Annotated in this window: 15 protein-coding genes, 1 tRNA gene and 1 other RNA gene; 7 read left to right on the top strand and 10 right to left on the bottom strand. The window is 59.1% G+C overall.

All coding sequences use genetic code 11. The features are described 5' to 3' along the window. Positions 1–169 precede the first annotated feature (169 nt). The 4 genes from KUF55_RS09885 to msrA form a co-directional block, all read right to left on the bottom strand. Complete coding sequence (locus KUF55_RS09885; RefSeq protein WP_218816518.1) at positions 170–550, bottom strand: hypothetical protein; 381 nt, start codon at positions 548–550, stop codon at positions 170–172. Positions 551–990: 440 nt separating this feature from the next. Next, positions 991–1,575: a serine O-acetyltransferase EpsC gene (gene epsC / locus KUF55_RS09880; protein ID WP_132357822.1), complete on the bottom strand. Its 585-nt coding sequence runs from the start codon at positions 1,573–1,575 to the stop codon at positions 991–993. Between the two features lie 135 nt (positions 1,576–1,710). Next, positions 1,711–2,646: a cysteine synthase A gene (cysK, locus tag KUF55_RS09875; RefSeq protein WP_132357820.1), complete on the bottom strand. Its 936-nt coding sequence runs from the start codon at positions 2,644–2,646 to the stop codon at positions 1,711–1,713. 97 nt (positions 2,647–2,743) lie between these two features. Beyond that, complete coding sequence (msrA, locus tag KUF55_RS09870; RefSeq protein ID WP_218818747.1) at positions 2,744–3,286, bottom strand: peptide-methionine (S)-S-oxide reductase MsrA; 543 nt, start codon at positions 3,284–3,286, stop codon at positions 2,744–2,746. Positions 3,287–3,490: 204 nt separating this feature from the next. Here msrA and KUF55_RS09865 point away from each other — a divergent pair, with 204 nt between their 5' ends. The 4 genes from KUF55_RS09865 to KUF55_RS09850 all read left to right on the top strand — a co-directional run bounded on the left by KUF55_RS09865 (position 3,491) and on the right by KUF55_RS09850 (position 7,884). Further along, positions 3,491–4,561: a Nif3-like dinuclear metal center hexameric protein gene (locus tag KUF55_RS09865; protein WP_255556947.1), complete on the top strand. Its 1,071-nt coding sequence runs from the start codon at positions 3,491–3,493 to the stop codon at positions 4,559–4,561. Positions 4,562–4,633: 72 nt separating this feature from the next. Then, positions 4,634–6,409, top strand: coding sequence for an HNH endonuclease signature motif containing protein (locus KUF55_RS09860; RefSeq protein WP_218816517.1), 1,776 nt, complete (start codon positions 4,634–4,636; stop codon positions 6,407–6,409). Between the two features lie 219 nt (positions 6,410–6,628). Next, entirely contained in the window at positions 6,629–7,363 is a 735-nt protein-coding gene (locus tag KUF55_RS09855; RefSeq protein WP_218816516.1) for a zinc ribbon domain-containing protein, read from the top strand. After that, positions 7,357–7,884, top strand: a complete 528-nt coding sequence (locus KUF55_RS09850; RefSeq protein WP_255556946.1) for a VOC family protein — start codon at positions 7,357–7,359, stop codon at positions 7,882–7,884. The genes KUF55_RS09855 and KUF55_RS09850 overlap by 7 nt, the downstream gene beginning before the upstream one ends. Positions 7,885–7,923: 39 nt before the next feature. On the opposite strand, the gene KUF55_RS09845 is transcribed toward KUF55_RS09850, so the two are convergent. Beyond that, entirely contained in the window at positions 7,924–8,712 is a 789-nt protein-coding gene (locus KUF55_RS09845; RefSeq protein ID WP_218816515.1) for a YaaA family protein, read from the bottom strand. A gap of 148 nt (positions 8,713–8,860) precedes the next feature. On the opposite strand from KUF55_RS09845, the gene rnpB reads away from it, so the two are divergent. From rnpB to KUF55_RS09830, 3 genes are all read left to right on the top strand, one after another. Then, positions 8,861–9,226: RNase P RNA component class A (rnpB, locus tag KUF55_RS09840), an RNA gene on the top strand. Positions 9,227–9,488: 262 nt separating this feature from the next. Next, a complete protein-coding gene (locus tag KUF55_RS09835) occupies positions 9,489–9,806 on the top strand; it encodes a hypothetical protein (RefSeq protein ID WP_218816514.1) in 318 nt (105 codons plus the stop codon). A 263-nt stretch (positions 9,807–10,069) separates the two neighbouring features. After that, positions 10,070–11,530, top strand: coding sequence for a glyceraldehyde-3-phosphate dehydrogenase (locus KUF55_RS09830; protein WP_218816513.1), 1,461 nt, complete (start codon positions 10,070–10,072; stop codon positions 11,528–11,530). 180 nt (positions 11,531–11,710) lie between these two features. Here KUF55_RS09830 and def read toward each other — a convergent pair whose 3' ends face one another. From def to KUF55_RS09805, 5 genes are all read right to left on the bottom strand, one after another. Further along, positions 11,711–12,283: a peptide deformylase gene (def, locus tag KUF55_RS09825; RefSeq protein ID WP_132357806.1), complete on the bottom strand. Its 573-nt coding sequence runs from the start codon at positions 12,281–12,283 to the stop codon at positions 11,711–11,713. A gap of 128 nt (positions 12,284–12,411) precedes the next feature. Then, positions 12,412–12,705: a hypothetical protein gene (locus KUF55_RS09820; RefSeq protein ID WP_218816512.1), complete on the bottom strand. Its 294-nt coding sequence runs from the start codon at positions 12,703–12,705 to the stop codon at positions 12,412–12,414. A gap of 195 nt (positions 12,706–12,900) precedes the next feature. Then, positions 12,901–12,976, bottom strand: a tRNA-His gene (locus KUF55_RS09815). Positions 12,977–13,116: 140 nt separating this feature from the next. Continuing rightward, positions 13,117–13,692: an oligoribonuclease gene (gene orn, locus KUF55_RS09810; protein WP_255556945.1), complete on the bottom strand. Its 576-nt coding sequence runs from the start codon at positions 13,690–13,692 to the stop codon at positions 13,117–13,119. A 182-nt stretch (positions 13,693–13,874) separates the two neighbouring features. Beyond that, entirely contained in the window at positions 13,875–14,081 is a 207-nt protein-coding gene (locus KUF55_RS09805; protein ID WP_218816510.1) for a hypothetical protein, read from the bottom strand. Positions 14,082–14,185 lie beyond the last annotated feature (104 nt).

Below are 14,185 nucleotides of genomic sequence, written 5' to 3'. Positions count from 1 at the left end.
GTGACATCCATCGTCAACGCGCGGGCACTTCCGGTCACGCCGGGTAGAGGTCTGGGGAGGGCCCGTAGGCGCCCGTCGGAAGGCAGGGGCCAGGGACGTGCCGTCGGTACTGGAAGTTCGTTTGAATCCTGGGGCGATATCCAACAAGATGTGATCACCGACGGCGGTGCTACTTCAACGGAACTACGAAGCCGTAGGCAAAATCTCCGTAACTGATGTTCGCGGTGATTACCGTGGTTGGCTTCAGGTCTTGGCACTGGAGCTCGTAGGTCACACGAGGTTCGGCATTGTCGCCGGAATCGCTCGGTACCGCCGAAGTAGGCTCGATGGCGTTGGCTTCACAGGCAGCCTCATCGGTTCCGCTGAAAAAGCTGGTGTTGCGTGGCGCCCGTACCGTGACTTGCAGATTTTTGCCCGTCGGATCATCGACAATCTTGTGGTCGAGTATTTTGATCGAATTTGCAGAGAAAGTTAGTTCGGTGGAGGTGCCGGAGCTAGAGCGCGTCGAAGCGGCAGCTGGCGTATGCGATGGTGTGGGTGACTGACTCAACGGGACATTATTTGCCCCAGTCTCCAACGGTTTAGTGACCGTTGGTGCGGGTGCTGGCAGTGTAGACGTGCACGCGCTGAGGGCGATGATCGCAAGTCCGGCTAGGAAACTGCCGAGAACAACGGAATTCTTTGCACGATGCTGCATGGTTGAACTCTCGATCTCTCAGTGACTAGGTCGTTCCTAGATCTTACTGACATCGAATAGCTTAAGAGAAGTTCATGGATTAATTATTATCGTGGTGACTCCTTCCGAACTGGAGAACTGCGACGTATCTCTGAAATGAGATCGTCGGAGAATCCGGTCATTGGTGTTGAGACAATTAATAGGTCAAGTCAAGAGCTGTGTTTGGGACGGGCGTTGCGACAGAAAACATGAACGGCGTCGGTGCCTACCTCCAGGGTAGGTACCGACGCCGCTCATAGTGTTAGCTCAGGAATCTAGATCCACATGGCCGGGTCGATGTACTCGGCCGGGTCAACGGCCGGAGCAAGCTCATCGGCGGTCCGCGGACGGTTCTTCGCCGGAATACCGGTGATGATCGAACCCTCGGGAGCATCCTTGACCACCACGGCGTTGGCACCAATCGCGGAATCCGCGCCAATGATGATCGGGCCAAGTACCTTGGCCCCGGCACCGATGACCACCCGGTCACCGATCGTCGGGTGGCGTTTGGTCTTGGCCAGCGAACGACCACCCAGAGTGACACCGTGATAGATCATCACATCGTCGCCGATCTCCGCGGTCTCGCCGATGACCACACCCATGCCGTGGTCGATGAAAAAACGCCGTCCGATGGTGGCACCGGGGTGGATCTCGATTCCGGTGAGGAAACGTCCGAACTGCGAGAGCAGGCGGGCGGGGAAACGCGTCTGAGGATTTTGCCACAGCCGGTGGGTGAGCCGATGGATCCAGATCGCATGCAACCCTGAATAGGCCAAGAAGTTTTCGGTGTTGCCACGGGCAGCAGGATCGTGAGAACTTGCCCCCTGCAGGTCTTCGGCCAGTCGGGAAAGGAAACGCACACCTTTGCCTTTGTTTGTGCGACGAAGATCGAACTCATGCCGATCAACAGTGCGGGTGGAGCCAAAAGGCGACCGGCGGGTACGGGAAATTTCTGACCCGTAGCGCCGGACACCGATTGAATTAGTTAGCTGTTATTAGCCACGGATGTCATCAAAGAGCAACGTGGAGATGTAGCGTTCGCCGAAGTCGGGGATGACGGCGACGATGAGCTTGCCGGCGTTCTCCTCGCGCTTGGCGATTTCCAGGGCGCCCCAGACGGCCGCGCCGGCGGAGATGCCGCCGAGGATGCCTTCCTGCACACCCAACGCACGGGCGGTGGATACCGAATTCTCGATCGAGGCGTCAAGCACCTCGTCATACAGCTCGGTGTCCAGTACCTCGGGGATGAAGTTGGCGCCCAAGCCCTGGATCTTGTGCGGGCCCGGCTTGCCACCGTTGAGGATCGCCGAATCCTTCGGCTCAACGGCAACAATCTGCACCGAGGCCTTCTTGCTCTTGAGGAAGCGGCCGGCACCGGTGATGGTTCCGCCGGTACCGATGCCCGCAACAAAGATGTCCACTTCACCGTCGGTGTCTTCCCAGATCTCCGGACCGGTGGTGGTCTCGTGGATCGCCGGGTTGGCGACGTTGGCGAACTGCTGGGCCCAGATGGCGTTCTCGGTGGTAGCAACGATCTCCTTGGCCTTCTCCACAGCGCCACGCATACCCTCGGAGCCCGGGGTCAGCACGATCTCGGCACCGAAGGCGCGGAGCATGACGCGACGCTCGGTGCTCATGGTCTCGGGCATGGTCAATACGACCTTGTAACCGCGGGCAGCACCCACCATGGCCAGGGCGATGCCGGTGTTACCGCTGGTTCCCTCAACGATGGTTCCGCCTGGGTGCAGTTCACCGGAGGCCTCGGCGGCGTCAACGATGGCCACGCCGATGCGGTCCTTCACCGAGTTGGCCGGGTTGTAGAATTCCAGCTTCACCGCGATGTTCCCCGGCAGTCCGGCGCCCAGTCGGTTCAGCCGCACCAGCGGGGTGCGTCCAACAATTTGCGTGACGTCGTTGTAAATCTTCGACATGGTGTCCTTAGTCCTTGGGAGATGGCGGTCGGCGTTGGGCCTTGCGGGTTTTGCTACGGCAGCCGAATAACTGCAGAAATGCTCACCACAAGCCTAGTCAGGAGCGCGGTTCGGCGGGCTCTTCGAGCCATGTTGCGTAATATTTCCTGGCTTTCGCGAGCTTAGGGTCGATGATGACCTGGCAATACCCCTCATCGGGGAAGCGATTGTAGTAATCCTGATGGATACCTTCGGCCACAAAGAAGTCCGCGGGTGCCTCGTAGATCGTAACCAGAGGATCGGGGTAGATCTCCTCGAACTTCCCCGCACTGGCACGGAAAATCGCGTCCTGCTCCGCATTAAGGGGGAACATGGCTGAGCGATATTGCGTGCCCACGTCGTAGCCTTGACGGTTCAGCGTGGTGGGGTCGTGGGTGGTGAAGAACATGTCAAGTATGACCTCCGCCGGAACCACCGTGGGGTCGAATGTTACGGCCACCGCCTCGGCGTGGCCGGTAGTTCCCGAGCAGACGGCTCGGTAGTTGGGCGCCGGATCGCTGCCGCCGGTATATCCGGACACCACCGAGGTGACCCCACGCGTGCGCTGGTAGACCGCATCGAGGCACCAGAAGCAGCCGCCGGCCAGGACAAAGGTGGTCAGCGCTGCACCATCGGGTCCAGTGCTTTGCGGCGAAAAGCGGATAGGCGTGCTGGAGATTGAGAATTCGTTCACACCTACACTCAATCACCTTCGCCCGCATTTCATTCCCACCGGGCGATAACAGTGGCGAAAAGCGCATGTTTTGTGGTTTTGTGCACGTGCCTTCATGCAGTCAATCGCCACCGATCCGGATACGGTAGAAGTATGCAGAGCAACAAGCAGCAAACCCAAGGCATGCGAATCGTCTCCGGGTCGGATGCCGCAGAAAACGGATTCACCGATGCTTCGGAGACGGTGACGGATGCCGCCTTGCCTAACGATTCCTCGGGTCTCTCCAGCGGTTCCGGTGAGACGGGGCAGCCAGAGGGGGTACCGGCAGCAAGCACCGGATCCTTGCCCGTCACCGACGCGCTAAACGAACAAGAGAACGAGCCCGCTTTGAGCACCCCCACGCTGGGTCAGGTGATGGTGGCCGTCGAGGAGCTCTGGCCCGCCTCTCTGGCAGAGTCGTGGGACACCGTGGGACCGGTAGTTGGGCGCCCCGAGCGCAAGGTTAAGCGGATCATGTTTGCCGTTGACCCCACGCTGGAGGTGGTGGCCGATGCCGTTGCCCGCGGCACCGATCTCTTGATCACTCACCACCCGCTATTGCTGCGCCCGGTCAATTCCGTCGCAGCAACGGGTTTTAAGGGCGAAGCGGTACACCTGCTCATCGAGTCAGGTTGCGCCCTGCTGACCGCGCATACCAATGCGGACTCGGCCATCGGCGGAGTATCCGACGTACTGGCCGACATCTTTGGCCTCACCGATACCCAGCCGCTCGCACCGTCCAAGGATGGGCTTCCGGAGGAGGGAATCGGGCGCGTCGGCATGCTCCCGGAACCGCTGCAGCTTCACGAATTCGCCTCACGCGTTTTCTCCGCCATGCCGGCCGTTGCCGGTGGCGTGAGGGTAGCGGGGGAACGCGCCGGGATTGTGCGCAAGGTCGCCGTCTGCGGCGGGGCGGGAGATTCGCTCTTTGACGCCGTCCGCGCCGCCGAGGCCGATGTCTACGTCACCGCCGACCTGCGCCATCATCCGGCCTCCGAGGCCCGCGAGGCGGCATTAAATGGCAAACCGTACCTGATCGACGTTTCACACTTCGCCTCCGAATGGCTCTGGTTACCCACCGCAGCCGAATCGTTGAAGAATGTCCTGCAGGATTTGGGCCACGAGGTGGAAGTTGGCGTCTCTGCCATCAACACCGATCCTTGGGATTTCATCCTCACTCCGTAGTACCCCGGGGTTATCCACAGTTGTCGAGGTGATGGTTGCCCGGCTTCTGGCCAATCGCGCACCATGGGGTTCATGAAGACGTCGGCAGAACTCGTGGCCGCGGTGTTTGAATCCATCAACGCCGCAGCGGGTACCGATTCGCGGACCGGGCCAGCCCCCGGTAGCGAATCCATACCCGTTGATCCGCTACGGAAACTTGCCTTCTTGCAATTGGCCCTCAATGCAGCGATGAACGATGCAGCTGCCAGTGTGTCTGGGTCACCGGTGCGGGCCGCAGCTTTGACTCAGTTGGCCGAAGGTATCTACCGCAGCGGTTCCCACGGCCAGATTTTGGCCGCCGGCGCCTGTGCTGATACCGAGGCCAATACGCTCACCGAGTCCTGTCTCAGTGCCTTAAATCAGGCCGTGGCCAACCTGGGAGACTTTGCCTCAGGAGTGGTGACACTTCCGCCCGATGCCGTCACCGGTGCGGACCGTAAGCCACTGCATCACGATCCGGCCGAATTCTTGAAGACCCAACTTCATCTCGGCTATTTCCAAGCCCAGCACCGTATCAACAGCAGCAAAAGGCTGACCTATCACCGCGGGATTGATGGTGCCATCTCCCCGCCGAGTTGTCCGCAACTGGCTCAGATTTTGGTTCAGGGCGCGATTGATCCGCGAATAGTGGCTAACGCTGCCGCAAAATTTGTCGCCCTAGATCCAGCGCTCGATGCTCAGCCCGACCCCGCAGCTGCACGTTCCGGCCTTGAGGGGCGCATTGCCCGTACTTTGACCACCGCAGATGAGGCAACGGTCGGAAAATTCATTAAGCAGGAGGGAATCGGACTCGAAACCTCCATCACCGAACGCGCTGAGGAGCTCACCGCGCGCTTCTTGGGGCTTCGTTTCCGTGGCCACAAGCCCACAGGATTCCTCTGGGAAATGACCGTTGACGCCGAAGGACACGAACTGCTCTGCACCATGGCCGATGATCTTAACAACCCACGCACCGCATCGGGCAAAGCAACCCAATCCCCGCGTTCGGGGACCGGCAATACCACTGAGCGCAGCGTTTCCGACGACACTGGACAGATCGAGAGGAATGCGCCCGACCAGCCACCATTGATTCCTGCGTGGGCCGTCAATCCGGATATGCCAGAGGTATTGCGGCCACGGGAAGGCTTCACCGATGTCGGGCAGCGACCCAGTGGAGTGGACCCATGGGGGTTGGGGATCCCAGATCTCTTGCCAGGGGAGAGCCCGGAAGCAGCCAATTCTCGCCGCCGGGCTCAACACCTTAGCCAGGCCGTGCTTGACTCCATCCGTTCTAGTCTTGATCCAGAAACGCCCACTGACCCGGATATGCCGATGAAATCTCGGGTAGAACTGCTTGTGATGATTGATTACGACGTACTTGCCGGCTTGTCACAGAAGCCCGGGATCACGGCTCGAGGTGAGAAGATCTCCGCGGCCGAAGCAAGACGCCTGGCTTGCAACGCTGGAATTCTGCCCATCGTTATGGGTGGCGCAAGCCAACCCCTTGATTTAGGCCAGCGACGACGCTTCTTCTCACGGGCACAAAAGCGCGCCATTTCAGCGCGTGATCGCGGGTGCGCTAACCCTGGATGCTCCATGCCTCCACATCGCAGCGAAGTGCACCATATCGTGACATTCTCCCAAGGAGGTAAGACCGACATCGGCAATGGCTTGCTCCTATGTATTCGTTGCCATACGGCCTTCCACGCCGGACATTTCACCATCAGGGTGATCGATGGCCTTCCGCATGTGGTGTTGCCCAAATCGCGGGACCCGATTCAAAGGCCAATGCGGAACTGGGTCTTTCATCCGGAAGCCGCAGCGTCCTGATCCCCTCCTCACCCGTTGCCGCGCAGCGCAAGGCAGAAACCTGTCGCTAGAGCAGCCCTCCACCGTCACGCTCCAGTACCGATCCAGTTGCTCCATGGGTTCGGCGGGTCAGATGCGGCGCCATGTTGCGCAACTGACTAGTGTTAGGGCTAAGCGGTCCTTGATCGCTGGATCACTATGAGGATTGGTAGCGCCACGGCGCGCATAGCGGAGGACAGCATGGCAAAGGCAGCACCGGCGGAACAGCTTCGACTCTTGGACGTAGCAGCACTTGACTCGGAAATTACCAAGCTCACCCACCAGATTGATGTGGCGAAAGCGGACGCAGAACTTGCTGCTGCACATACCGCGCTCACGGAGGCTCGCGCTGCCGAGGCTGAGGTAAAGCAGGAACTAGATGCAGCAGCAGCAGCTCTGAAGGCATCGGAACTGGCGGTCGAAAAGGTTGCCTCCCACATCGCCAAGGACCAGGCGCGCATTAACTCGAATTCCGGAACTGCCACCGATCTGATGGCCTTGTCCCACGAGATTGACTCGCTAACGGTGCGCCGCAACGAACTTGAAGACAATGAGCTTGAACTCATGGGCACCCTTGAGGAAGTTCAAGAGCAGGCAGCCGTCGTCGCCGCAGAAACGGCAGCCAAGCTCAGCGATCACGATCAGCACCTTGCGCGCCGCGACGCAGCGGTGAAAGCCCTTCAGGACCAGCTGGCCAAAACTACGGCAGCTCGCGCTGAGCTTGTGGGTACTTTCGAGGAATCCCTCATCAATACGTACGAACGACTACGCACTCGCAACGGCGTTGGCGCTGCACGTCTGTTCCATGGAACCTCCGAGGCCAGCGGCATGGCGCTGGCCCCCGGTGACCTGAGCGAAATCAAGGCTGCTGCGGCCGATGACATTGTCTTCTGCCCGGACACCGGTGCCATTCTGGTGCGCAGCACCGAGTGGTAGAAAAGGCCGACCCGAAAGTATCTGGCCCGGATGTCACCGCCGACTCCGAAGTTTCGGGAACTCGGCGTGCGGCAAGGCTGCATCACGTAGAAATCTGGGTTCGGGATCTGGCGGCCGCGCGGGCCACACTCGGCTGGCTTTTTGAGGAACTTGGCTACGTGGCGGGGGAACCGTGGGCTTGCGGAGTGAGCTACCGCGGCACCCACGAATACATCGTTCTTGAAGCCGGTCCCGACGTGCTCGCCGAAGACCACCGCCGTCGGGCTCCCGGGGTGAACCACCTGGCGTTCGTGGCTGGTAATCCCAAACGTGTTGATGAGCTCACCGCACTCGCGCTAGATTGCGGGTTCAAGCTGCTCTTCGCCGAGGATCATCCGTTTGCCGGGGGACCGGATCACTATGCCGCTTATCTTGAAGACGCTACCGGCTTTGAGATTGAGTTGGTGGCCGATTCCTTCGACCCTGCGGCCGACTTGATTCCAGGTGCTGAACCTACTGCTGAGGATAGCCCGGCAACATAAATGCCTTGCCGGTGGTGAATCTCCGGTGAAGCGGCACCGTTAGTTGCCGACGGCTCGGAAGGCGTGGTCCTCGGGCAGGATGATATTCAGTTGGTGGGACTTTTTCGCGGTACCGGTAACGAGTTCAGCATCCCAGCGTTCGCGGGCAGCAACCAGCAATTCCTCGGCGGTCCTCACCTCCTGCTCACGGGTCAGCAGATGAGCGGCCAGTTCACCGCGGGTGTGTTTCGCGAAGTGGGAAACTACTTTGCGCACTCCTCCGCGCAACTGGAACACGGAAACTGTGACCGTCGTTTCTACCGGTGGCACCCACGCGGCGGCGTACGTGCTGGAACGGCAATCGATCACCAATTCATCTCCCGCGCGAGCATTAAGCGAAGGCGTCAGCTTCGGTTTCCACCAACTAGCAAGTTTGCCGATGGCCGGAAGCTTCACTGACATCGAGAGCCGGTAGGCCGGAATCCGATCGGCAAAACCAACGGCACCCCATAGGGCAGAGATGACCAAAATGGAGGCATCGGCTCGACTGCGGGCTTCGGCGCCGAGACGTTCGTAGCCAAGTGCCTCGTAAAGCACCCCGGTATAGACGGTGTGTGCGGCAGCGGCTGGCTCTGTATGTAGCCCGATGTTGCGGACCACATCGGCCACCAATGACTTGCCGACACCCAATTGTTCAAGGGCATTTTCGGAGCTGGAAACTTCAGCCAGGGCAGAGAGCAGTTGATGCCTGTACGGGTTAAGTTCCGCAAACTGCAGAGTCTCAGCGTCGAAGGGAGCACCGTTTTCGGCAGGTTGTTTGCCCTCTGAGGGCGGAAGCAGAATCAGCACCCATCAAGCCTAGTCGGAGGTGGTGGCATTCTCTTATTTGCCTCACGTCGTTATACGCAACGGTTGGTGCTGATCCTTTCGTCTGTTGGTGAGGAGCTGTTCATCTGGTTAGGTGCACACTCAAATACGACTAGACTTGTTTGCTGGACGGGATGGCCAGACGATCGCGTGTCACGCAAGTGGCCCGAGGAACGTCCGGGCTCCACAGAACAGGGTGGTGGGTAACGCCCACTCGGGGTAACCCGCAGGCTAGTGCCACAGAGAATAGACCGCCCGCATTTATGCGGGTAAGGGTGAAACGGTGGTGTAAGAGACCACCAGCATTCCAGGTGACTGGAATGGCTTGGTAAACCCCACTCGGAGCAAGGTCAGACAGACTACTGGGTTGTTCGCTCTATGTAGTCGGGTGGACCGCTTGAGGGTGCCGGCAACGGCACTCCTAGATAGATGATCGCCGCCGCGATTCGGGTAACCGACCGCGGTACAAAACCCGGCGTACGCGCCATCCCGTCCATTCAATCCGCCTGTAATCCTTTGTTTATAAGGGATGCAGGCGTTTTTGGTTGGATGCCAACTTAGAGTCCAAATGCCCGGAATCAGGCGCAAGATTCTAGCTTCGTTCAGATGAGCGTGGCCATGCGCGAGCCACTGCCATTGACGGATGTTGATGCTCCTGGGCGGCCTCAAGAAACTTATGAGCCGGAAGCGGACAATCATCACCGTACGTAGCTGGGGCAGCGGCCTAAATTCGGTGCACGAGCATTAGACTCCAAGTCATGGAATGGCTCTTCTGGCTACTAGGCATACCGGTGCTGTGCATCGGGCTGATCTGGGCCGCTTCAAAGTTCACCTTCCCGAAGGAGGGGACAGGCAGTGGCGCATCGGGTGTCTTTGATGCACTGAACAATTTATACAAGCCTTCGAGCCAAGCCGCACAGCAGGCACTTGAGCAACAAAAGAGGCAGATCCATGAGTCCGCACAGGGACAGGACAAGGATCCATTGGAAGGTTTTGTTCACCGACCACCTCAACAACCGCATCAGAACGCCGACGGCTTGGACGACCCGCCCGAGGAACCATGGCGTCCGCGCTAGGTGAGAACACGCGTCCCGCGCCCTTCCCAACACCCCACCTAATTCGACCCTCCGCCTATGAACGCTTGGCCGTTACACGGGTGTGAGAGACCTCACCGAAGCAAGACGTGGTTCTGGACGAGCACATACTAGAATGGATAGTGGGACCTGGTCCCGCGGGGGAATGATCCTGACTACCCCTAGAACAACCGTTTCTGCAAAGGTGCTTTTACGGTAGCAACCGGCTTGAGGATCACTCGCCGGCTGATTTGGAAGGATTTTCAGTGACCCAGCAGTCTGTCGAAGCCCTACAGGAATGGAGCGGGCGCGAAGAGCTCGCCGAGGCCATGATTCCGTTGATCGGTCGTCTGTACCGCAACAACAACGTGGTGACCTCCATTTACGGCCGCAAGCTGATCAACCAGTCGGCCATCAATATCCTCAAGGCACACCGCGTGGTTCGCCGCATTGAAGACGCCGAGCTTCCGCTCGAGCAGACGATGCCCATTCTTCAGGCCATCGAGACGCTGAACCTGGGTGCCGTCTCCATCGACTTGGGCCGCCTGAACAAGAAGTTCGTCGAGTCCGGTTCCACGAACTTGATTGAATTCCTGACCGCCGAATTGGGCGAAAAGGTCGGTCAGGCCGGCGCCACGGATGCCGAGCCCACCGACGTTGTCCTTTACGGTTTCGGTCGCATTGGCCGCTTGCTGGCCCGCATCCTCATTGAGCGCGGCGGTTACGGACTGCGCCTGCGCGCCATTGTTGTCCGCAAGGGGTCCGACGACGACTTGGTCAAGCGCGCCTCACTGCTGCGCCGCGACTCCGTCCACGGTCCCTTCGACGGTTCGATTACCGTCAACGAGGAAAACAACACCATCCTCGCCAACGGCACCCTGATCCAGGTCATCTACTCGGATGACCCGGCCACCGTTGACTACACCGCCTTCGGCATCAATAACGCGATCGTCGTTGACAACACCGGTCGCTGGCGCGATGAAGCCGGACTGTCCCAGCACTTGGCTGCCAAGGGTGTTGCCCGCGTGCTGCTCACCGCGCCGGGCAAGGGCGATTTGAAGAACATCGTCCACGGCATCAACCACGCCGATATCACCGACGAAGACAAGATCGTCACCGCCGCTTCCTGTACGACCAACGCCATCACCCCGGTGCTCAAGGCCATGAATGATCGCTTCGGTGTCATCCACGGCCACGTTGAGACGGTTCACTCGTTCACGAACGACCAGAACCTCATTGACAACTTCCACAAGGGTGAGCGTCGCGGTCGTTCGGCTGCGCTGAACATGGTGATCACCGAGACCGGTGCGGCCAAGGCTGTAGCCAAGGCGCTGCCGGAACTCGAAGGCAAGCTGACGGGTAACGCCATCCGCGTCCCGACCCCGGATGTCTCCATGGCAATCCTGAACCTCAACCTGGAAACGGCGACTACCAAGGAAGAGATCAACTCCTACTTGCGCGATGCTTCCTTGGGTGCCGAACTGCACAAGCAGATCGACTACATTGATTCGCCCGAGGTCGTTTCCTCGGACTTCGTTGGTTCACGCCGTGCCGGCATCGTTGATGGCCTCGCCACCATCGCCACCGGAAAGAACGCCGTCGTCTACGTGTGGTACGACAACGAATTCGGCTACTCCTGCCAGGTAGTCCGTGTCATCGAGACCATGGCCGGCACCCACCCGGTTGCTGTCCCAGCCATGGGCGCTCCAGCCGTCGCAACGGTCTAGTCCCAAGCATCACGCCTCGGCGTGACCCGTTTACGGGTTTAAAGCGAAAAGCGGGTATGGCCTTTTCGAAGGCAATACCCGCTTTTCGCATTTCTTGAGGTCAGGAGGACAGCTTCCCTTGATTCTCATGGACTCAGTTGCCCACCGAAGGACCTCTTGGGGCTCCTGACCTGGGGGAGATTAGTGCCCGAATGGGTCCTCGTCGGTTCCCGGCATCCATGTCAAGTTGGGCACACCCCAGCCCAGAGACTTCTTCGCCTTTTTCCAGCGACGAGCCCACTTCTCATTGAGCTTGTCAACGTAGAGATAACCGTCTAGGTGGTCGTATTCGTGCTGCATGATGCGCGCGAACCACCCGGTGGCCTCAAAATTGACCTCATTTCCATCGCCGTCGAATCCTTCGACACGTGCGAATTCGGCTCGTTTGAGTGGGAAATTAAGTGCCGGAGCGGAAAGGCAACCTTCAATCTCCTCATCCGGGTCCGGAGTTCCCTGCGAGACCTTCGAAAGTGTCAGCCGCGGGTTCACCAGCACACCGCGATGCGGAGCCCCGTCCTCATTTTCAAACTCGTAAGTAAAGATCCGAAGGCCGATGCCGATCTGCGGTGCGGCTAGGCCGACGCCGTTGGCCGCATCCATGGTGTCGAACATGTCGGCGATGATTTCACGCAGCTCATCGTCGAATGATGTGACTTCCTTTGCCCGAACGTGCAGCACGGGCTCGCCGTAGATGGTGACAGGACGAATGCTCAAGACTTCTCCTAGGACTTTCTGTTGCCAATGAATAAGTAGATATGGTGATGCTAGTGGTCGATCTGCAAGCGTATGACTATTGGTGCGCTAGGGATCGGTGGGAAGTGATCTGCCGCGCGGTTCAATCATCATCTCGCGGGTACCGGCATTGAGGGGGAGTGCTCTCGCTGCCAGTATTGCTGAACCGGCAGGTGCTCAAACGCGCCATTCTGGCCGCCGCGAAACTGGCGATGCTCAGCTCTGCTCGACAAGTTCTTTTCAATCGCCCAGGCACGCTTCTGGCGGCCGGTAATTGCTTCACAGACCTCGGCGTTGACCGCGGTGCCATCGAGGCCGTTGAGAGCGATACGCGGCGACCATCCGGTGACTCCGGCGGGTGCTCGAAGCGGATGCGACATCGTGTCGTTGGATTCCTGGGCCACGAACCTCGGGGCAGCGTCGTGGTTTGTGAATCCCGTGACCATTTCACGGAAATGATCGGGGCCTTCATGGATGAGCCCGTGTTTCATCTGTCCCTCAAATCATCTGCTGCTGCGCCGTGCTAGGGCACGTCGTGAAAAGTGCAAACTGGTATGGAATGAGAAAAGCCGCTCCGGACTAATCCGGAGCGGCTTCTTTGGGGTGAGTAACGGGGATTGAACCCGCGACCTTCTGGACCACAACCAGACGCTCTGCCAACTGAGCTATACCCACCAAGTTCGCCCTAAGGCTAGTCGCTCAACCGTTCCGAATTACTTCCGAACTGCTGGGCAACGAGAACTATCTTACACACAAGTGGAGGTGGAGTGCCAACTCGGATTGCCTGTTTTGAGCTGTGTTCTGCACCACAGTGATTAATTGGTCGGTTTTTCGGCAATGATCCTAGTCGCGGCGGCCTTTGCCGTGGCCTTATCGGGGCCGGGAGCCGGGACCATCACGGTGGCTCGGTAGTATTTCAGTTCATCAATGGAGTCCTGGATATCGCCGAGCGCGCGGTGGTTACCGGTCTTGGGCGGAGCTTGGAAGAATGCGCGGGGGTACCAGCGGCGGGCCAACTCCTTGATCGTGGAGACATCCAGGATCCGGTAATGAAGGTGATCGATGACCTCTGGCATATCGCGGGCCAAGAAGTTCTTATCGGTACCCACGGAATTGCCGGCCAACAGCGCCTTGCTGGGTTCGGGAGCATATGAGCGGATGTAGTCCATGACGATCTTCTGGGCAGCACCCATGTCCAGTCCGGCATCGAGCTCTGTGATTAGTCCGCTGGTGATGTGCATGTTGCGAACAAAATCGCTCATTTGCTCGATGGCTTCGTCCGATGGCTTGATCACCACTTGTACACCGTCCCCCAGGACGTTTAGTTCGGAGTCCGTTACCAGGACCGCCACTTCGATCAACGCGTCGTTATCCAGGCTTAGGCCTGTCATCTCGCAGTCGATCCACACAATTTTTTCAGCTGAAATAGACACAAGCCCCAATTTACCCGATTCGCAGCGGCCGCTGCTTCCGTCCACGTTCCCGTGAGCATAAGACGCGCGCGGGAAGTCCTGCCGCGGGCCGGACGTCGCGCATCGGGACCGATGATCCGCCGCCGGGGGAGGGGAGCGTTCTAGGAACGCGAAGAATCTCGTGAACTGCTCAAAAGCCAGAGCAACAGGAATACAACCAAGCAGGTGCCAGCCAAGGCGATCGCCGCAACGGGACTAAGACCCAATTGCGGGGCGGCGACACCCAGTAGCAGTGAGATGAAAATGCCCCAGCCGAGCAGTGCGTGATTGCGCACCGGGTTCTCAACGTTCCTTGTACGCCTGCCCACGGCTGTCCCCTTGATCTTTTGCTGCTGAGTATTTGAGTTATCACCACCTTATGTACTTTCCGTTCGGGCGGAGGCAGGCCACGCCACGATGACGGGTCGGGGTT

The organism is Paeniglutamicibacter sp. Y32M11 (genome assembly GCF_019285735.1).
Classification (GTDB): domain Bacteria; phylum Actinomycetota; class Actinomycetes; order Actinomycetales; family Micrococcaceae; genus Paeniglutamicibacter.
This window is presented reverse-complemented; position numbering and strand designations above follow the sequence as displayed.

What these genes read in the sequence shown, in the direction of transcription:
- cysK (WP_132357820.1), bottom strand. Translation starts at nt 2,646, where the DNA reads ATGTCGAAGATTTACAACGACGTCACGCAAATTGTTGGACGCACCCCG.
- KUF55_RS09865 (WP_255556947.1), top strand. Translation starts at nt 3,491, where the DNA reads ATGCAGAGCAACAAGCAGCAAACCCAAGGCATGCGAATCGTCTCCGGG.
- KUF55_RS09860 (WP_218816517.1), top strand. Translation starts at nt 4,634, where the DNA reads ATGAAGACGTCGGCAGAACTCGTGGCCGCGGTGTTTGAATCCATCAAC.
- KUF55_RS09855 (WP_218816516.1), top strand. Translation starts at nt 6,629, where the DNA reads ATGGCAAAGGCAGCACCGGCGGAACAGCTTCGACTCTTGGACGTAGCA.
- KUF55_RS09835 (WP_218816514.1), top strand. Translation starts at nt 9,489, where the DNA reads ATGGAATGGCTCTTCTGGCTACTAGGCATACCGGTGCTGTGCATCGGG.
- orn (WP_255556945.1), bottom strand. Translation starts at nt 13,692, where the DNA reads ATGACAGGCCTAAGCCTGGATAACGACGCGTTGATCGAAGTGGCGGTC.